20 protein-coding genes and 2 pseudogenes are annotated in these 16,216 nt (G+C 61.8%); 6 read left to right on the forward strand and 16 right to left on the reverse strand.

Translation table 11 applies throughout. The features are described 5' to 3' along the window. Nucleotides 1-254, reverse strand: a pseudogene (locus EN984_RS03345) (sugar ABC transporter substrate-binding protein); the annotation flags it as partial. Between the two features lie 289 nt (nt 255-543). Here EN984_RS03345 and ugpC point away from each other — a divergent pair. The 3 genes from ugpC to rbsK are packed head-to-tail and all read left to right on the forward strand — an operon-like array spanning nt 544 to nt 3,025. Then, on the forward strand, nt 544-1,602 hold the full coding sequence (ugpC, locus tag EN984_RS03350; protein ID WP_127266589.1) for a sn-glycerol-3-phosphate ABC transporter ATP-binding protein UgpC: 1,059 nt from the start codon (nt 544-546) through the stop codon (nt 1,600-1,602). A 21-nt stretch (nt 1,603-1,623) separates the two neighbouring features. Next, on the forward strand, nt 1,624-2,076 hold the full coding sequence (locus tag EN984_RS03355; protein ID WP_127266590.1) for an RbsD/FucU family protein: 453 nt from the start codon (nt 1,624-1,626) through the stop codon (nt 2,074-2,076). 4 nt (nt 2,077-2,080) lie between these two features. After that, the gene (gene rbsK, locus EN984_RS03360) at nt 2,081-3,025 is read left to right on the forward strand and encodes a ribokinase (protein ID WP_127383630.1); all 945 of its coding nucleotides are present in this window, start codon (nt 2,081-2,083) and stop codon (nt 3,023-3,025) included. Between the two features lie 281 nt (nt 3,026-3,306). Here the strand turns inward: rbsK and EN984_RS03365 are convergent, their stop codons facing one another. From EN984_RS03365 to EN984_RS03375, 3 genes are read right to left on the reverse strand one after another with little or no spacing between them, the layout of a single operon-like run. Then, entirely contained in the window at nt 3,307-3,585 is a 279-nt protein-coding gene (locus EN984_RS03365; protein WP_127266592.1) for a hypothetical protein, read from the reverse strand. Further along, the gene (locus EN984_RS03370; protein ID WP_127266593.1) at nt 3,582-3,875 is read right to left on the reverse strand and encodes a hypothetical protein; all 294 of its coding nucleotides are present in this window, start codon (nt 3,873-3,875) and stop codon (nt 3,582-3,584) included. Before EN984_RS03370 ends, EN984_RS03365 begins: the two co-directional genes overlap by 4 nt. Before the next feature lie 45 nt (nt 3,876-3,920). After that, the gene (locus EN984_RS03375; protein WP_127266594.1) at nt 3,921-4,805 is read right to left on the reverse strand and encodes an RNA ligase family protein; all 885 of its coding nucleotides are present in this window, start codon (nt 4,803-4,805) and stop codon (nt 3,921-3,923) included. 85 nt (nt 4,806-4,890) lie between these two features. On the opposite strand from EN984_RS03375, the gene EN984_RS03380 reads away from it, so the two are divergent. Continuing rightward, nucleotides 4,891-5,076: a hypothetical protein gene (locus EN984_RS03380; protein ID WP_127266595.1), complete on the forward strand. Its 186-nt coding sequence runs from the start codon at nt 4,891-4,893 to the stop codon at nt 5,074-5,076. An 86-nt stretch (nt 5,077-5,162) separates the two neighbouring features. On the opposite strand, the gene EN984_RS03385 is transcribed toward EN984_RS03380, so the two are convergent. Genes EN984_RS03385 through EN984_RS03400 form a run of 5 tightly spaced genes read right to left on the reverse strand, consistent with a single transcriptional unit; the run spans nt 5,163 to nt 7,587 of the window. Then, a complete protein-coding gene (locus EN984_RS03385) occupies nt 5,163-5,513 on the reverse strand; it encodes a hypothetical protein (protein ID WP_127266596.1) in 351 nt (116 codons plus the stop codon). Further along, on the reverse strand, nt 5,513-5,965 hold the full coding sequence (locus EN984_RS03390; protein WP_127266597.1) for a hypothetical protein: 453 nt from the start codon (nt 5,963-5,965) through the stop codon (nt 5,513-5,515). Before EN984_RS03390 ends, EN984_RS03385 begins: the two co-directional genes overlap by 1 nt. Further along, on the reverse strand, nt 5,962-6,144 hold the full coding sequence (locus EN984_RS03395; RefSeq protein ID WP_236383321.1) for a hypothetical protein: 183 nt from the start codon (nt 6,142-6,144) through the stop codon (nt 5,962-5,964). The genes EN984_RS03390 and EN984_RS03395 overlap by 4 nt, the downstream gene beginning before the upstream one ends. Beyond that, complete coding sequence (locus EN984_RS37560; RefSeq protein ID WP_164748669.1) at nt 6,116-6,409, reverse strand: hypothetical protein; 294 nt, start codon at nt 6,407-6,409, stop codon at nt 6,116-6,118. The genes EN984_RS03395 and EN984_RS37560 overlap by 29 nt, the downstream gene beginning before the upstream one ends. Continuing rightward, on the reverse strand, nt 6,409-7,587 hold the full coding sequence (locus EN984_RS03400) for an N-acetylmuramidase domain-containing protein (protein ID WP_127266599.1): 1,179 nt from the start codon (nt 7,585-7,587) through the stop codon (nt 6,409-6,411). Before EN984_RS03400 ends, EN984_RS37560 begins: the two co-directional genes overlap by 1 nt. Before the next feature lie 52 nt (nt 7,588-7,639). On the opposite strand from EN984_RS03400, the gene EN984_RS03405 reads away from it, so the two are divergent. Continuing rightward, nucleotides 7,640-7,858 (forward strand): hypothetical protein, encoded by a 219-nt coding sequence (locus EN984_RS03405; protein WP_127266600.1) that lies wholly within the window; start codon nt 7,640-7,642, stop codon nt 7,856-7,858. Between the two features lie 71 nt (nt 7,859-7,929). Then, nucleotides 7,930-9,027 carry an acyltransferase gene (locus EN984_RS03410; RefSeq protein ID WP_127266601.1) on the forward strand — a complete coding sequence of 366 codons (1,098 nt, stop codon included), beginning with the start codon at nt 7,930-7,932 and terminating at the stop codon, nt 9,025-9,027. 3 nt (nt 9,028-9,030) lie between these two features. On the opposite strand, the gene EN984_RS38575 is transcribed toward EN984_RS03410, so the two are convergent. From EN984_RS38575 to EN984_RS37565, 7 genes and pseudogenes are all read right to left on the reverse strand, one after another. Further along, complete coding sequence (locus EN984_RS38575; RefSeq protein WP_236383320.1) at nt 9,031-9,492, reverse strand: hypothetical protein; 462 nt, start codon at nt 9,490-9,492, stop codon at nt 9,031-9,033. A gap of 12 nt (nt 9,493-9,504) precedes the next feature. After that, complete coding sequence (locus EN984_RS03420; protein ID WP_127266602.1) at nt 9,505-10,944, reverse strand: hypothetical protein; 1,440 nt, start codon at nt 10,942-10,944, stop codon at nt 9,505-9,507. Between the two features lie 13 nt (nt 10,945-10,957). Beyond that, nucleotides 10,958-12,352, reverse strand: a complete 1,395-nt coding sequence (locus tag EN984_RS03425; RefSeq protein ID WP_127269933.1) for a hypothetical protein — start codon at nt 12,350-12,352, stop codon at nt 10,958-10,960. Further along, nucleotides 12,349-14,835: a hypothetical protein gene (locus EN984_RS03430; protein ID WP_127266604.1), complete on the reverse strand. Its 2,487-nt coding sequence runs from the start codon at nt 14,833-14,835 to the stop codon at nt 12,349-12,351. Before EN984_RS03430 ends, EN984_RS03425 begins: the two co-directional genes overlap by 4 nt. Before the next feature lie 4 nt (nt 14,836-14,839). Next, nucleotides 14,840-15,256 (reverse strand): hypothetical protein, encoded by a 417-nt coding sequence (locus tag EN984_RS03435; protein ID WP_236383319.1) that lies wholly within the window; start codon nt 15,254-15,256, stop codon nt 14,840-14,842. A gap of 13 nt (nt 15,257-15,269) precedes the next feature. Then, on the reverse strand, nt 15,270-15,836 hold the full coding sequence (locus EN984_RS03440) for a DUF2163 domain-containing protein (RefSeq protein WP_127266605.1): 567 nt from the start codon (nt 15,834-15,836) through the stop codon (nt 15,270-15,272). Then, nucleotides 15,833-16,216 (reverse strand): annotated as a pseudogene (locus EN984_RS37565) (hypothetical protein); the annotation flags it as partial. The gene EN984_RS03440 and the pseudogene EN984_RS37565, both read right to left, overlap by 4 nt.

A 16,216-nucleotide genomic window follows, 5' to 3' on the forward strand; every position in this document is an offset into this window, starting at 1 on the left:
ACATTGGCCTTGGTCGCTTCGAGGCAGAGTTCACCGACCTTCTGGAAGTCGGCGTCCGTCGGCTGGCCTTTGCCGACGCCGGGGATCTGCAGGATTTTTGTGCGCAATTCGCTTGCCGCGGAAGCCGGGCGCGTCAAGGCGCCAAGTCCGGCGCTGGATGCGGCTGCGATCGCGGCCATGCTGGCCGCGCCCTTCAATATGTCGCGCCTTGTGGCGCCGGCTCGAACCAGTTTGTCGTAAAGACCCGTTCTCATCGCCTATTCCTCCCAGAACATCAGTGTGAATAAATCGGCCAACTGTCGGACGCCGGAGCGCCAAAGATGCTCCCGTTTCGGAAACGAATTAGGCAGGACCCCACCCTGCGTCGATTGAGGTTCCGATTGCGGATCGGATACCGACATTTTGACCAACGCCTGCCACTATTCTCACAACACAACGCCGTGTCAACGAGAGCGGGTTTTTATCTATAAGGGACCGACTTGCCCTGACAGGTCGCGTTGGTTAGCTTCTGCGCCTACGGCTAATGGAGCCGATGGGGGAGATATGGCGCAAGTCGCGATCAGCAAGGTGGCCAAGGCCTTTGGAACGGTCAAGGTTCTGCACGAAGTCAGCGTCGATATCGCAGACGGACAGTTCGTGGTGCTGGTTGGCCCTTCGGGTTGCGGTAAGTCCACATTGCTCAGGATGGTGGCTGGGTTGGAGACCGTCTCCGCCGGTACGATCGCCATCGGCGACCGCGTCGTCAATCATCTGCCGCCGGCCAAGCGCGACATCGCCATGGTGTTCCAGAACTATGCGCTCTATCCGCACAAAACGGTCGAGCAGAACATGGCCTTTGCCCTCAAGCTCAGGAAAACCGATCCGGCCTTGGTCGCCGAGCGGGTCAAGCGCGCCGCCGATATCCTCGACCTCAATCCCTATCTGAAGCGCTATCCCCGCCAGCTTTCCGGCGGCCAGCGACAGCGCGTGGCCATGGGCCGTGCCATCGTGCGCAATCCGCAGGTCTTCCTGTTCGACGAGCCGCTGTCCAATCTCGACGCCAAGCTGCGCGTGCAGATGCGCACCGAGATCAAGGAACTGCACCAGAGGCTGAAGACCACCACCATCTACGTCACCCACGACCAGATCGAGGCCATGACCATGGCCGACAAGATCGTCGTGATGCGCGACGGCCGCATCGAGCAGGTCGGCGCGCCGCTGGAGCTGTTCGACAGACCGGCCAACCTGTTTGTCGCCGGCTTCATCGGCTCGCCGTCGATGAACCTGCTCAAGGGCACCATGCGCAAGGGCGACAAGCCCGGTGTCGACATCGCGGGCACGCTGTTCCCGATCGCATCGGGCAACGCCGCACAAGACGGGCAAGCCGTCGTTTATGGCGTGCGACCGGAGCATCTCGAAATTCATCCCGACGGCGTGCCGGCGAAGATTTCGGTGGTCGAGCCGACCGGCTCGGAAACGCTGGTGTTCCTGCGCTTCGGCGAAGGCGAGATGGTGGCGCTGTTTCGCGAGCGTCACGACTTCAAGCCGGGCGATACGTTGAAGCTGAAGCCACGGCTCGACCAGATCCATCTTTTCGACGCAGAGACCGGCAAGCGTCTCTGATCCCAACTCACGAGGAATACCATGCTCAAAGGCATCAACCCGCTGCTCAATGCCGACGTGCTGCAGGCATTGCGGGCAATGGGGCATGGCGATGATCTGATCATCGCCGACACCAATTTTCCGTCCGATTCCGTGGCGCGCCAGACGGCGCTCGGCCGCGTGCTGCGCATCGATGCCTCGGCGGCGCAAGTGGTCAAGGCGGTGCTGTCGCTCTACCCACTGGATACATTCGTCGACGACTCGGCCGCGCGCATGGAAATTGTGGGCAAGCCCGACGAAATTCCGCCCGTACAAAGCGAAGTGCAAAGGGAGGTCGACAAGGCCGAGGGCAAGTCGTGGCCGATGATCGCGGTCGAGCGCTATGCCTTCTACGAGCGCGCCAAACAGGCCTATTGCGTCATCCAGACAGGTGAGCGCCGCTTCTACGGCTGCTTCGCCTTTCGCAAGGGCGTCGTGCCGCCGGATGCGCAGTAGCGGCATGGCTTCGGGCAAGCCGGTCGTCATGAAGCCTGTCGTCATATTGGGTGTGTTCGTCGCCGACACCGCCTACAGGGCGCAGCGGCAGCCGCGCATGGGCGAAACCATCCTCGGCACATCCTTCACGCTGGGGCCGGGCGGCAAGGGTTCTAACCAGGCGGTTGCCGCCGGCAAGCTCGGCGCCGACGTCCCCTTCCTCACCCGCCTCGGCGTCGATCCCTTCGCCGACATGGCGAGGCAGACCTGGGCGCAGGCGGGCGTGAAAAATGCCGTCATCAATACGCCGGAAAGCTACACCGGTGCGGCCTACATCTTCGTCGAGGAGACCACCGGCAACAACGCCATCATCGTCAGCCCCGGTGCTGCCATGCTGATCTCTCCAGCCGATATCGAAGCCAATGCCACGCTGATCGGCGGTGCCGGCGTCTTCGTCACCCAACTCGAACAGCCGATCGAAGCCGCCATGCGGGCGCTGGAGATCGCGCGTGGGGCAGGGGTGACGACGATCCTCAACCCGGCCCCCGCGGCAAAGCTTCCCGACCGCATCTACACGCTCTGCGACTACCTTACGCCCAACGAGACCGAGACGGAGGAACTGACCGGGATGAAGGTGTCCTCGGTCGACGAGGCGCGAGCCGCCGCGGACAGTCTGCTGAAAAAGGGGGTCGGCACGGTCATCGTCACGCTCGGCGACAAGGGCGCGCTTTTGCACTCGAAGGAGCGCTCCGACCATGTTCCAGCCGTCAGCGCCGGCCCGGTGGTCGAAACCACGGGGGCAGGCGATGCCTTCAATGGCGGGCTTGCCGCAGCACTTTCGAGGGGCGTGGAGCCGCTGCAAGCGGTGCGCTTCGCCTGCGCCGTCGCCGGTATCTCCGTGACGCGACCGGGGACTGCACCGTCGATGCCGACGTTGCAGGAGGTCGAGGCACTGCTGGCGAGGGGGTGATCTTGCAGGGCCAGGCGTAGGCAAGGGCTGAAAGGACCTGAGTGACCTCAGGTCTCTTGGACCTCAGGTCTCTTGCAAGACAATATTTTTGACAATCAATGTCGACATTTCTCTGAAGCCAAGAGCTTGATACCCTTGAGAGAAATGGCGCGAGTGACGGGGCTCGAACCCGCGACCTCCGGCGTGACAGGCCAGTGAAAACCGCAAAGCCACCAACGCTGGGTTTCGACTCTCTTCGACGGCGAATTGGTGCAAAAGCGGCCAAAGTTGAAACCGCTGGACTAGCGATCGCCCTTGGCCTTTGCGTAGGAATTCCCCACTGCTTTGCCCATGCCTGACACCTTGTTGGAGTCGGGTGTGTAGCGAAGTTCCGGCTTGTTGGCCCTGCATTTGGAGCAGACCAGGCGCGGCGCGAGATTCCAGTTCATCGCTTTGACCTCCGGACCGTATTTGTCTCTTAAACCCTCAAGGTCGAGCACCGCGTAATGAACGCAGTTGCGGCAATACGCCGTGATCTGCATGTTCCCGTCGACCAGCGATTGGAATGTCCAGTCGCTCATCCTCGAAACCGTTCAGTGTACCAGGTAATCTTGCCGTCGACCTTCATCGGCTTGTGGATCACCAGGCGCTTCGGCAGGTGTTCCGGATGCACCTCGAGCAGCGTGATCTTGATCTGTGGCTTGCAACGGCTGCAATCGAACTTCAGCGCCAGCGGATCGACGCCGCCGCCATAGACCATCATCAGGTCGGCCGACCTGATGTAGCGGACATTGCCGCAACTGCATTCGGCCTTCACAAGCATGTTGTGCCGGGTCGCCTTGCCCAGCGTGTCGATCGGATCGTGTTCCATGAGAACGTAATAAGAACAAATTCCCAACTGCGGTCAAGGGCCCCATCAGCCTTCGTCGAGGAAACCCTGCACCGAGGCGTGCCGCAGCTTGGGCTCGCCGCGTAGCGTCCTGACGCTGGCTTTGATGCCGGGCTTGACCCATTCGACGTCAGGCGTGATCTGTGCCGTGGGAACGTGCGGCGGCGCTGCCTTGGCCTTCTGCACCCGTTTCCAGAGGCGGTCCTTTATCGCATCCGTGGTGGCGATCACGGCCTTGCCGACATATTTTCCGTCCCGCGCGAACAGCCCCTCGGTCCACTCGCCGGCTTTTCGTTTGACGCCGATCAGATCCAGTTCGGCGATGTCCCAGCATTTTGTCTTCAGCCAGGCTTCATCCTTGGCGCCGCTACGATATGGGCTGAACTTGCGCTTCGACACCACGCCTTCAAGCCCCATTCGCTCAGCCGCATCGTAGAACTCGGCGCCGCCGCCCTCGACGTGCTGGCTGTACTGGATGATGCCCTCGGCCGGCTTGATCAGGTCCCACAGGATTGCCTTGCGCTCGATCGCCGGCCGCGGGCGCAGATCCTCGCCGTCCAGATACAGAATATCGAACGCTACAAAGGCGAGCAGCTCGGCGTTCCATGCCATGCGCGAATGCATGGCGTGGAAGTTCGACCGGCCGTCCGGCTCGGGCGCGATCACCTCACCGTCGAGGATGAACGATTTCGCCTTCAGCTGCTCGGCAGCGGTGACGATCGGCCAGTAGCGCTTCGACCAGTCGATGGCGGTGCGGGTGAAGGCACGGGCGCCGGCCCAGTCCAGGATGATCTGGGTGCGGAAGCCGTCATATTTGATTTCGTGGATCCAGTCGTCGCTGACCGGCGGCTCCAGCACCAGGACGGGTTCCTGTGGCTTGATGAACTTCAGCCGGTCTCCGGCGTTACTCATACTCGATACCCCGCACCGCGATTCAAGTCGGAAGGCTGATTAAGGTTCCGGGGTATTTTAGACGAATTGTATGTCGGAGTCGTTGATGACCAAGCTTTCCGATCTTCCCCGCCCAACGGGCCGTCTCAAGGCAGTAGACCGCAAGCCGGTGACCGAAGGACCAGAGATTGAGATATGCCCGGTCTGCGGACAAGCGATCGACATGAGGGATATCGGGCAGCTGCTCTGGCATGTCACGGAAGACCATGAGCCACTCGAGCTCGACAGTTGAACAGCCGCCGGCTCCAAGCATCAAGGCCTAGGACGCAAAAGCCCGCCGCACCTTTCGGCACGGCGGGCTTTTCCAGGGCGCGATCCTTACTTCGATCGCGCGATCTCCTTTGCCAGGTCGCCGATGTCGCGGCGAAGGTCCCCGACCTCGTCAACGAAGCGGTTGCCGACTTCGATCAGCCGATACATGGCCTGGCGCTGCTTTTCATTGTCAGCGCGCCCGGCGATCAGTTCCATTGTGTAGCCCTCGATCGAGGCCGCCAGTTCCTTGACCGCGCTGTTGTCGATGAGGGCGCCGGCGACCTCGACCTGGCGCTCCGCCGGCGTGACGGTGCCGCGACCGAAGCGAAGGCCGAGCATTGCCAGGAGGCCGAGCAACGCCAATCCCACGAAATTGGCGATCGGCACCAACTGTTCGGCCGGAATGCCAAGGATCATCAACGCCTCCGCTGCGAAGCACCGACATCAGCCCATGCCCGAAAAAGGTTCCACATTTCGATCGTCATGAAGGTGAGGTAGACGATCACCCCGGTGCCGGAGCCATCGGCCGTCAGGACGGCAACGAGGACGCCGAGCGCAATTTGACCCCAAAACACGCACGACGCGATGGAAGCCCCAGCCCTGAAATGGGGCGAGTAGCGGAAACCCTTGAAGGTGCCATTGACGATGAGCGCCCCGAGCCGAAGCAGCGCAGTCATGAGACAGACGTTGGCCCAGAACGCTTCATTGCCGTAGGTAGCGATGATAGCCATCGACGGCGAGCGGTCGAAGGTCAGCGGATCCATTGCCAGGCAACCGGACCAGCCGAACAGCGCTCCGGTCATGATCCATTCGGTGACGCGCATCCCGAAATGCTCGCGGATGCCGCCAGCGATGCGCAGCACGATCATGTCTTGAGCTCCGCTCGGCGCGCAGCGCTGGCCTTGGTGTGCAAATCGCATTCGGCGCGCGTATAGAGCTTCACCGCGCAGCCTGGCGCCATCGTGCGGTCGATCTTGTTCTGGTCGGCTTGGGTCTTGCCCTGTGCGCCGGCGAGGCTGTTACCGAGGGCCTGTCGGAGCGGCGTCACACCGCTGACGCCCGAAGTCGTACACGCCGCCAGCGTCAAGGCACTCGTCAAGAGACATGCGAGCGTCAACGCCCTTGTGAATCGCATCGGTATTCTCCTTTTCGATCTTGGCGCGGACTTCGTCGGCGCCCCAATGCTTGATGAGTTCGTAGCCGCCGAGGGCGGCGCCGGAGACGGCGACGGCCAGGACGGCCCACGCGATGATGCGGGCGAGAGGGCGGGGAACACCGACGAAGCCGGCGACGAGCGAGATGAGGACGCCCATCAGCGCCGTGCTCCCGTCTTGAATGCCTCGACGCCCTTGGCTTCGCCATGGCGTGCGACCAGGAACAGCCCGCCGGCAACAGCCGCAATCGCCAGCATCCAGACCCAGCCAGGCACGTCGCCGGCAGCATCCTTGACAGGCTGGATATAGCCGCTGGCGGCGCCGAGATTGCCGATGATGCCGTCGAAGAAGCTGCCGATCAGTGCCGCGATGCCGGTGAAGAACGCGCCGACTTTGGTCAACCAGTTCGTCTTCACCTCCGGCACCTTGTCACGCACGACGTCGGCCCGCGCATCCGCGCGCGCGGCGGGAATGGCCCGCGGCTTGGCCTTCTGCAGGGACAGCAGCAGCTCGTCGTCGATGCCGTCACCCGCCGGCAGGCCATTGTCAGAGCGGAAGGCGCGGATCGCGGCTGCGGTGAAGTCGCCGGCCTTGCCGTCGACGCCGCCGACCTCTGTATAACCGAGATCCTTCAGCTGCTGCTGGACGCGCTCAACCGTTGCCTTGTCGACGGCCGGCACCACCGCGGCGATCGACACCGGCTCAGCCGAAACAGGGTCCGCCGCTGGCGAGAATGGCGTGTCCCTGATCTTTTGCCATTTGGCAAAGGCGGCGGCCATCTTGGTATCGTAGGCATTTTTTTTGTAGCCGGGACCATTCCAAGTCCTGGCGATGACCGGCCAGCGATGCGCGCGCAGATCGTCGTCGATCTTCCACGCGACCAGGAGGCGCACTGTCGCCTCGAGGTGGTTGGCCTCGGATGCCAAGAACGCCGTCACCAACGCCTGCGGTGAAGTGTACCCGGCATCGCGATGGTTCTCGCCGAGAATCTGGGTCAAGCCCCACGAAGCGGCCATCAACGCGATCGTCTCGTCGATTGCCATCGCTTTGACCAGGCGCGGGTAACTGTCCTTGGGATAGGGCTTCATGCCCCATTTCGGATAGGCGAGCCCAGCCTTGACCGCAGCATCCCGTTTCATGCCCTTGCCGAGAAGCCGGTAGAAGACATGCGGTTCGAACAGCATCTTCGGCCGGCCGGCCGCATCGAAGCCGGATCCTGCCGCCTCGACGTCCATGAAGGCATGCAGTTCGTCCTCGCCAACCCCGATCTCGGCACCGATGCGTGGAATGTCTATGTCTTGCAGGCGCACCGCTGCGCCCTTGAACGAAGTGTCCATGGGTTTTCCTTCGGATGTTGATTGACTATGGTCGGCGGCGGGAGGCCCGCGCATGAAATACGACGAACCGCGAGGGGATTGGTTTTCGCTGCCCAAGCCGTGGCTGGAGCTACCTCAGGCGATGCGAGACAGCGTGGTGCAGGCCGCCGGCGAGATCAGAACCTATGATGGCGGGCATCTCGTTCATGTCGACGGATTGTGGGAAGTGATGAAGAGCGGCACTCAGAACGATGCCGACATCATCCTCAACGCGCTGCGTAAGGCGAACTAGCCTTCGTAACTTGCCGAATTGCGATTTCTTTTGGTTGCATGTAAAAGCCCCTTTCGCTCGGGGGAATACAGATGTCTTCGCACCAAAATGCTGCACCGCAGCAGTATCCAACGCTGGACGGCTTACGCTTTCTGGCATTTGCGATGGTGTTCTTTTTTCACTTCTCGGCCGGACCTGACCACCCGACGCTCAGCATGCTTCAGGCGCAAGGCTGGATCGGCGTGGAAGTGTTTTTCACTCTGTCGGCATTCCTGCTTTTCGGCCTCTTCGAAAAAGAGGTAACAAGAACCGGACGGATCAGCATCTCGCTTTTCTACGCGCGAAGGCTTCTGCGCATCTACCCCCTAATGATGCTGTTCGCGATTGCCATGTTGATCCTGTACGGGTCGGCGAACGCCGACGCATACGGCTGGCTCCTGGGCCTTGCCTCGTTCGTCGGAAATTTCATTTACTGGTTTCCGGAACACGCCAAGTCCGTCCCAAACACCGGGCATCTCTGGTCCCTGTCGTACGAGTTCCAGATTTACCTGATCCTGCCCCTGTTATTTCTGGTCTATCGTGCGGTCGGCAAGCGGGCGTTTCTAATGGCGTTGCTTTGCGCGCTACCTATCTGCTTGGTTGGCCGTGCAGCATTTGCACTGAGCGGGATCTCTATCCAGCCGATCTACATGACGCCGTTGCTGAGGCCGGAATCGACCATTGCTGGCCTTCTGATCGCAATGGGCGTGACGAAAAAGCTCCCTATCTGGACGGTCGCTACGGCTTTCGCCTGCAGCGCTATCGGGCTGGTGACCCTTCCTGATCTTCATACCAGCGTAGGCTCAGTAATTGCCTTTGTAACAGCTGGCCTGTTCGCGGGATCACTGTTGCATCTGACTCTCTACGCCAAAAATCTTGGTACAGTCCTACAATGGCGCCCGCTCGCGTACCTTGGCCAGATTTCCTTCGGACTCTATGTCTTCCATCTCTGGGCCTTTGGGCAGGGCATGTCATTGCTGCGAATGACTTCAATCCCGGAGAATTATGGCACTCGCTGCCTGGCAGGCATGGCTTTCTGCATCGCCGTTGCCACCGTGAGCTACTACTGCCTCGAACGGCCAATCCTGCGCCAAAAGCCACGTCAGCAAGCCAGCCCGTCTCTCCCTGGGTCTGTGGTGCCAGCTGAGTAAACACTATATCTGCGCAGCCGCAACGAAGAACGCGTCGACCTGCTCATCATTGAAGCCAAGCGCGGCAAAGCCGGATGCCATCATCGGCTCTGTTCTCACGAACGAATTACTGTTGTCATAGGCGATTTGGACGGCCGGCCCTTTCGCGGCGATGAATGCCTCGACCTGGCCCAAGAGGCCGGACGCAAGAAGCTGGAGCTTAAACTGACGAGCCGAGACCGAGCCCGGGACGCGAACCACGGGACCAGGCAGCCCAAATCCGGCCAATACGTCTGTCAATTCCCCTTCGCTGGCGATTCGCGTGGGAACGACAGCTATGAGATCCGCCACACTGCACCCAGATGACAGTGCATCTTCCGCTGATAGGAATAGGCCCTCGGGCAGAGAATTCACATATGCCCCAGCAGCACTCGACCAGAAGCGGCTTTCGTCGTCGGCAACGATCCAGAAGCGATCAGTTAGCATGGATATCTGCCTCTAGTTGTATAGGCCAAATGGTGTGACGCTGGGGTTTGTACCTGTGCCGGCGGCACTGCCCGGTAGATAGCTCGTTCCGGCGTTGTTGGTGTTGATAGTGCCATTCAACGCAGCATTGTATCTCGACCCTGTGGCGCTTCCTGAAAACGTGTTTACCGGCACATTGATGAAGCCGCCGAACGCATTCGCGAACTGGGTTCCGAAAGCTGGTGTGCCGGTGATCGTGATCGTTTTGCCCACGCAAGCCACGAGGCCATAGGCTTCAGCCCACCAGTGCTTCGATGCCGATCCTGTGATGTTGTAGTTGGCGTTGATCGTTACCGCCGCATCATTGTCTGCAAGGATATGCCCGCCGGCGCACGCTCCAAAATCCATTTTCCCATCAACCGTGATCTGGCCTTTGTTGGTTGCCCACAGGCATTGTCCGGAAGTTGTGGTTTGGAGCTTCAACCCCGAGACCGAAAGCGCAGAGCCTCCCCCGCTCACCGTTATGCAACTGCTGGAGGTCGTGGAAATTATCACGTTGGCAGGGGTGATTGCGTCGCCGACGACGCTTACGAGACCGCCGACGAACGGAGCGTTTACATTGACGCCGGCGGTATAGGTCCCGGCGCCGACTTGGATGGTCACGCCGAAGCCGCCTAGGTCCAAAGTCTTAACGACGTCGATAGCTTTCTGCAGCGTCAGGAATGCGCCACCAGCATTGTTCACAAGGCCTGTATTGCCGTTCGATCCGTCGGTGCGGACGAAGTAAGTTCGGCTTGCCGTCAGCCTCTCTCTTTTTTTCCCGGCCGCGATTTGCAGCAGATCGAGTTGCGTCATGGACAGGTCTTCGGGCGCGCCCGTGCCCGCAGTCGTGCGCCCCTTGACGGTGGCATTGGCCATGTTGGCGAGTTTGACGACGGGAATAGCGGGATTGGTGTTATCGATCGCGATTCCGGTACCGGGCGAGATGCTGCTGACGGGACCGCCCGCAGCCGCATCCGCTACCGGGAACGGCCCTTCCCATGCCGTGCCGGACCATCGGTAGAACGCGAAAGCGATGCCGATCTCGGCATGCAGGAAGAAGAAGCCTTCATCGTCGGACGTCAGGACAATGGCGTCGCGCTCGGCGATCGTGCCTGAGGCGTTGGGGTGAACCCCGACCAGCGACAGCGTCACGAGCACGCGCGACAGCGTGCGATTGAGGTCGACGATGTCGGCGGCGTTCGAATTCTCCAGCGCAATGGCGTAGGCCGCCCCAGCAGCGGTCGCGCCTGGCCAGGCGTAGGCCAGCGTCAGGTGCGTGTCGTCGGTGACGGACAGGATCGGAACGGCCACGCCAAGGCGCGTGAACATGCCGCCTGCGACAAGCCCGAGCGCCCACGCGGTACCGGTGCCGGTGACCACTGCATTGCCGTTCGTCACGGATACCGTGCCGGTGGAATAGATTGATGCCATTTGGATTTGCCCTTTAGTCGGGAACAGCGAGGACGAAGTAGCGGAACACCCAGCCGCTGCCGGCCGTGTCGTTGACGCTGAAGGTGATGGTGTGCGCGGCGGCGTCGTAGACCCACCAGTTGGTGAGCTGGAGCGTTACCCCGAATGCAGAGGACGCCCAGTTGGCGTTGATCAGAATGTCGCCGTCGTTGAAATTGGCGTCGGCGCCGACCTTCTGCAGAGCCGTCAGGATGATGGGCGGATTGTCCAGCGCCGGAACCGCAAGCGTGTAGGTTCGCGCCGGTGTCGAGACGCCCGGTGTCCCTGAGAACAGCATATCCGCCACCTTCCCATAGGCGACCACCGGGCAATAACGATATTCGCTCCACAGCAGGATGTCGGCCGGCACCGGTGGCGAGGCCGCGCCCGGGCGCAGCATCTTGATCTCGCCCTCATCGGTGAACAGGATCTTGCCGGAACCGCCCGTCGTCGGCACCTGCTGGTTCTGGACCATGACATTGTAGAAAACCGTGATCGACACGGCGTTTCCGTTGACGATCGTCAGGTTGTTTCCGGAAATCGAGGCATCGACAAGAAAGGCGCTCGAGGGTGAGGAGAAAGACGCCATGTTGCCGGCCGCCGCCCCGATAATATAGGGGATCGAACCATCCGGCACGTCGACGCCGAGGGCGATCACCTGCGTCTGTCCAGCGGTCAACGTCGTCGATCCCGTGGCGACGATCGTCAGGGGTCTTTGATTCTCATGGACGATGCACTGTGAGGCAATCGCCGTCCTGGCATCGACCGCGCCGCGAGAGATGCGCGCGTAGCCGCGCTTCTCGTCGACCACAAAGAAGCAGTTGCCGACGATGGGCGGTGTCGACAGGGCGGTATAGTCCCGGTCGCAGGGAAAGCGGGTGACGATCGACATGGCGCAATACGGACTGGCCACAGCGCCAAATTGCGAAACCATCTCGTCGGGATGGTTGTTCAGATTGTCATAGGCCGAGGTTGTCCGAATGCCGCTGTTTTGCTTGACCTTGGCCATCGAATTGGGATTGCCGTTGGTCAACGTGTCGTCGCGATAGATCCTGGCCTTGTTGTTCGTCGGATCGATGTAGCGATGCTCGATGATCGGCAGGAAGCCGTAATAGGCGATTGCCCGCGCCGCGTGGCAGAAGACGAAGCCGCCGCTCTCGCATTTGAGAACATAGTTCGACGAGTTGCAGCCGGCCGGATAGTAAGTCGTGACCGTGCGCGGCCAGATGATGATGTCGTCGATGTAGCTGTATTCGGTGTTGCGCGAATTGAAGCGGTGCTTTTCCCAATCCGTGTCCGGCGTCGACAAAGGATCGTAGGACGCATCGGCCATGATCTTGACCATCGGCACGCCGCTGCCGTCGAGCCCGATGAAGCCGCGCGTGCTCATGCGAACAGTTCGATCTTGGCTTCTGTGCCGTTGCCGGTGATCACCAGCTTGCCGTTGGCGGATTGCAGCTCTTCCACGATGGCCGTGCCGATCCGCGCGACCTGCAGCTTCAATTCGCCGCTTGCGAACACCAGGGGCGTGCCGTCGTTGGTTCCGTCAGTGACGACGAACTGATCAGCCTTGATGACAAAGCGCGAGAACGGCGCCAAAGGATTGCCGCCGGTAAAGCCGGCTTCCATGACATAGCCGGCATCGACCCAGACGTCGCCGTTGGTCGCGCGTACCTGCGCTATGAGGCGGGAGGTCACGTCACCGCTTCCGGCGGTGGCAATGAGCTGGAACAGCCCATCCGCCGAAATTAGGCCGACCGATGCTTCGACGGCCGTTGTGGCTGCTGCCAGCGCCACAAGCTCATCGTCGATCTCAGTGATCGACGCCTCGAGCAGCTGCTGCGCCGCGGCGGTGGCATTGCGGAAGCGAACGGCAACCGAGTTGTCCTTGGCAACGCGACCAGCGGCATCTACCGCGGCGGCGGCCAACTGATTGATGCGCTCTATGATGGCGACGCGCGTATCGGCGACAAGCGTGGCGAAGAGATCGTAGATGTCTTCCTGCACCTGACCGAGGCCGACCGACACGGCCGGTACCGTGGCCGCCGGCGTGTCGACGGTTGCCCAATCGGTGAAGAACGTCGTGCGCACCGGGCGCGTGATGATGCGATGGCGGTATTCGTAGGTTGTCGCCGCCAGAACGCCATCGCTGGTGATCAGCACCTGGTCGGGCACATTGGCGCGCTTGACGATGCTGTCGGTCTGACCCTGCGGCCGGTATTCGATGTCGATCGACACGACGGTGATGTCGGTGAACGCATTCCAGGTGAAGCGCAGGCCGGGGATTTTCTCCGCCGAACCGGCGACCTGCTGCGCTACGCCGAAGGCGAGGAAATTGGCGGCTTCGGTCTGATAGTCGGGCGGGCCGGGAAGCTCCGGCACCGGCGGCACGGTCGTGTAATCGGTGCCGTCGAAGATCTCGTCGCCGACTTCCTGCAGCTTCAGGTGGATGTTGCGCGCACCCTTGTCGCCGAGCGGCCCCAGCGTCTTTTCCAGCATCTGGAATTTGCGGGTGCCGAACTCCGCCGAATCCCATTCGCACCAGCGCCCGACCTTGGCATCGGCGAGGAACATTGGATGGATGACGATATCGCCATTGCCCTGGAACCGGCTGGCCTTGAAGGCGATGTCGGCCAGCCGGTCGGCGACCTCCGCCTTGTTGACCCCGCCGTATGGTATGGCCACTGCCAGGCGCTCGCCATCCTCGGCAAGAGCGACCTCGTCGATCCGCACCGCGAACGGCGTCTGCTCGAAGAAGGCGTCAGGATCGCGAAACGTGCCGGCCAGCGTGTTGATCAGTTCCGACTTGGTGCGCTTGGTCGAGAAACGGAAGGTCTCGTCGACCATGATGTCGTCGTCGGTGAAGGTGAGCACCGTCGATTGCGCGGCACCGACGATCGGGAACTCGCCGGAGGCGTCCTCGATCCACGTCGCCGCGCAGGCCTCGAACAGCGGCTGGATGTTCTGGTCGTGGGTCACGCCGGATCCTGCCGCGGCGATGACGCCGGCGGAATAGCGCTTCAGCAGGCCGATGCTTTCGTCGCAGACATTGGCGGCTAGCGTCCAGTCGCCGAGCGGCAGGCGCCCGGCCGGCACGCCCTTGCCGACCATCATTTCCGTGCCGTTGAAGAAGCCGCGCTCCAGTCCGTAAACCATCAGCACCGGGTTTTCGGAAAACTCCCATGTGTCCTGGTCATTCCAGCGATGGGCGCCACCGCCGCCAACGGTGCTGTCCTTGCGCCAATCGTAGAGCGGGGCGCCCTGCACCTCGAAAAAGGCCTCCCACGGCTGCTGCATCTTTTCGCGGTCGAGCTGCATGGTGACGACGGCATAGGCGATGCCGGCGCCACGATGATCCTCGCTCCAGCGGCCGGGCGGATTGGCCTGGTCGATCAGGCCGGCATCGGCCACCTGATCCATGGTGCCGAGATAGACCTTGACCCAGATTTCCCCGTCTATGCCCTGGACGCGGAAACCCTTGACCGGATCCTCGACGCCGCCGAGCGAGCGCCATTCGCCTTCGGCACGCACGCGGGTGACGCCGGTGATGCGGAAGTCGGAAAGCTTGTAGACGTCTTGAATGGACCGGTTTCCCGAGCCATAGGCATTGCGGTAAAGCTTCTGGCCGGCGGTGCCATAGACGCCGAGGCCGACCGTGCGCGCAAGATCCTCGCCATAGACCGTATCGAGCTGGACGGCCTGCGCCTGCGGTTCCTGTTGGCCGAAGATCGCGCCGAGGGCATACTTCGCCGCAAGACCGATGCCGAAGCGGGCGAGGCCGGCAAGGATGGTCGAGCCGCCGAGCCAGGAAGCGAAGCCGCCAAGGCCGACCGCGCTGGCAAGCGGCGCGATGATCGGGATCAGGAACGGCATGCTGTCAGCCGACCTTGAATGCGGATTTGATGGTCATCTGCGAGACGAAAGACAGACCGGACTCTGTTTTCACCGCAAAGCCGAGATCGGTGATGAAGCCTGCGCAGAGCACGCCGTTGCGCTCGACAACGCCGATATCGCCGCGCTGCGCCATCAGCCGGCCGACGGGCGGGAACAGGCTGGCCAACGCCATCTCGACATCGCCGAAGCCGCGCTTGCGCAGGATCCTCGCAGCGCCGGCTTCGGTCTTGTATTTGCCACGGATGTCGGCGGCAGGATCTGTGCCGGTGATCGCCTCGACGGCATCGGCGACGGTCAGCAGGCAGTCGGACACGCCCCACACGCCGGGTGTCGACTTGTGCTGGTTGACCAGACGCGCAAGGCGGCGGTCCCAGTCGGGCAACCGGGTGAGCTTGAGCATGATCAGGATTGCCTCAGTCGAAGGTGATGTCGAAGAACTCGTGCCGCACGGTGCTGGCAAATTCGAAGATGCGGTCGCCGGGCGAAACGAGCTGCTGATCCTGATGGCTGGCGGTGCGATAGCCGTCGCGATGGTTGGCGATGGCGCCGGAGCGCACATTGGCAATCAGCTTCTTTTCGCCATTGTCACGGGAATGGTCGACCGTATCGATGAAGCCGTAAGCGCCGGGCTCTGCATGCAAAAACGAGCGGTCATCGGGATCGAAGTAGAAGTCGAACACCGTCACCGGCGCATCCTTGTAGCCTTCATCCTCGATCAGCAGCAGCTTGTCGGGCGTCAGGCCGGAATCGCGCTTGGCGACCAGTTCGACAGTGAAGGTCGATGCGGCAGTGCCGAGGCCATAGACTGGCTCGGAGACGCTGATCAGCGAATTCGGCCAGTAGACCAGGCCGTCGACGATGATGTTGCCCTTGCCGTTCCAGAAGCCGTACGTGCCGGTCGTGCAGGCGATCTTGATGCCCGAGCGGATGACGGCTCTGCCTTCGGACAGGACGGTCTGCAGGCGGGTCGGAAAGCTCATTTCGGGATCTCGACAAGGGTAAAGGTCGCAACCGGCTTCGGCTCGTCGGGGATCGAGAACGACCCCGGCATGACGCGCATGTTGGCGACCGGGTTCTTGAACGTGATGACGGCGCCGGCCGTGATGTAGGCCGGCACGGCCGGCTCGACGGTGACGGTGATCGCGTTGCCAGCGGCGACGCCGCCGGTCTGGACGCGAAACAGCGCATTGTAGTCGCCTGTCGTCGCCGAGATCAGATCGCCGGCGCCGAGCGTCAGGCCATTTTCGACGCTGTTGATGAGCAGCGAGTTGCCGGTGATCGAGGCCAGGGCGCCGGGATTGCCCAGCGCGGCGGCACCGGCATTGCCCCAATAGGCACGCGGGATGCACATGTGCTTGGG

The organism is Mesorhizobium sp. M7A.F.Ca.CA.004.12.1.1 (assembly GCF_003997835.1).
Taxonomy (GTDB): domain Bacteria; phylum Pseudomonadota; class Alphaproteobacteria; order Rhizobiales; family Rhizobiaceae; genus Mesorhizobium.

Excerpts from the sequence above, each read along its gene's own strand:
- EN984_RS03430 (WP_127266604.1), bottom strand. The coding sequence starts at position 14,835 with ATGCCGTTCCTGATCCCGATCATCGCGCCGCTTGCCAGCGCGGTCGGC.
- EN984_RS03425 (WP_127269933.1), bottom strand. The coding sequence starts at position 12,352 with ATGAGCACGCGCGGCTTCATCGGGCTCGACGGCAGCGGCGTGCCGATG.
- EN984_RS03385 (WP_127266596.1), bottom strand. The coding sequence starts at position 5,513 with ATGATCCTTGGCATTCCGGCCGAACAGTTGGTGCCGATCGCCAATTTC.
- EN984_RS03390 (WP_127266597.1), bottom strand. The coding sequence starts at position 5,965 with ATGATCGTGCTGCGCATCGCTGGCGGCATCCGCGAGCATTTCGGGATG.
- EN984_RS03410 (WP_127266601.1), top strand. The coding sequence starts at position 7,930 with ATGTCTTCGCACCAAAATGCTGCACCGCAGCAGTATCCAACGCTGGAC.
- rbsK (WP_127383630.1), top strand. The coding sequence starts at position 2,081 with ATGGCTTCGGGCAAGCCGGTCGTCATGAAGCCTGTCGTCATATTGGGT.
- EN984_RS03380 (WP_127266595.1), top strand. The coding sequence starts at position 4,891 with ATGACCAAGCTTTCCGATCTTCCCCGCCCAACGGGCCGTCTCAAGGCA.
- EN984_RS03370 (WP_127266593.1), bottom strand. The coding sequence starts at position 3,875 with ATGGAACACGATCCGATCGACACGCTGGGCAAGGCGACCCGGCACAAC.
- EN984_RS03365 (WP_127266592.1), bottom strand. The coding sequence starts at position 3,585 with ATGAGCGACTGGACATTCCAATCGCTGGTCGACGGGAACATGCAGATC.
- ugpC (WP_127266589.1), top strand. The coding sequence starts at position 544 with ATGGCGCAAGTCGCGATCAGCAAGGTGGCCAAGGCCTTTGGAACGGTC.
- EN984_RS03435 (WP_236383319.1), bottom strand. The coding sequence starts at position 15,256 with ATGCTCAAGCTCACCCGGTTGCCCGACTGGGACCGCCGCCTTGCGCGT.
- EN984_RS03400 (WP_127266599.1), bottom strand. The coding sequence starts at position 7,587 with ATGGACACTTCGTTCAAGGGCGCAGCGGTGCGCCTGCAAGACATAGAC.
- EN984_RS03355 (WP_127266590.1), top strand. The coding sequence starts at position 1,624 with ATGCTCAAAGGCATCAACCCGCTGCTCAATGCCGACGTGCTGCAGGCA.
- EN984_RS03375 (WP_127266594.1), bottom strand. The coding sequence starts at position 4,805 with ATGAGTAACGCCGGAGACCGGCTGAAGTTCATCAAGCCACAGGAACCC.
- EN984_RS38575 (WP_236383320.1), bottom strand. The coding sequence starts at position 9,492 with ATGCTAACTGATCGCTTCTGGATCGTTGCCGACGACGAAAGCCGCTTC.
- EN984_RS37560 (WP_164748669.1), bottom strand. The coding sequence starts at position 6,409 with ATGGGCGTCCTCATCTCGCTCGTCGCCGGCTTCGTCGGTGTTCCCCGC.
- EN984_RS03420 (WP_127266602.1), bottom strand. The coding sequence starts at position 10,944 with ATGGCATCAATCTATTCCACCGGCACGGTATCCGTGACGAACGGCAAT.
- EN984_RS03440 (WP_127266605.1), bottom strand. The coding sequence starts at position 15,836 with ATGAGCTTTCCGACCCGCCTGCAGACCGTCCTGTCCGAAGGCAGAGCC.
- EN984_RS03405 (WP_127266600.1), top strand. The coding sequence starts at position 7,640 with ATGAAATACGACGAACCGCGAGGGGATTGGTTTTCGCTGCCCAAGCCG.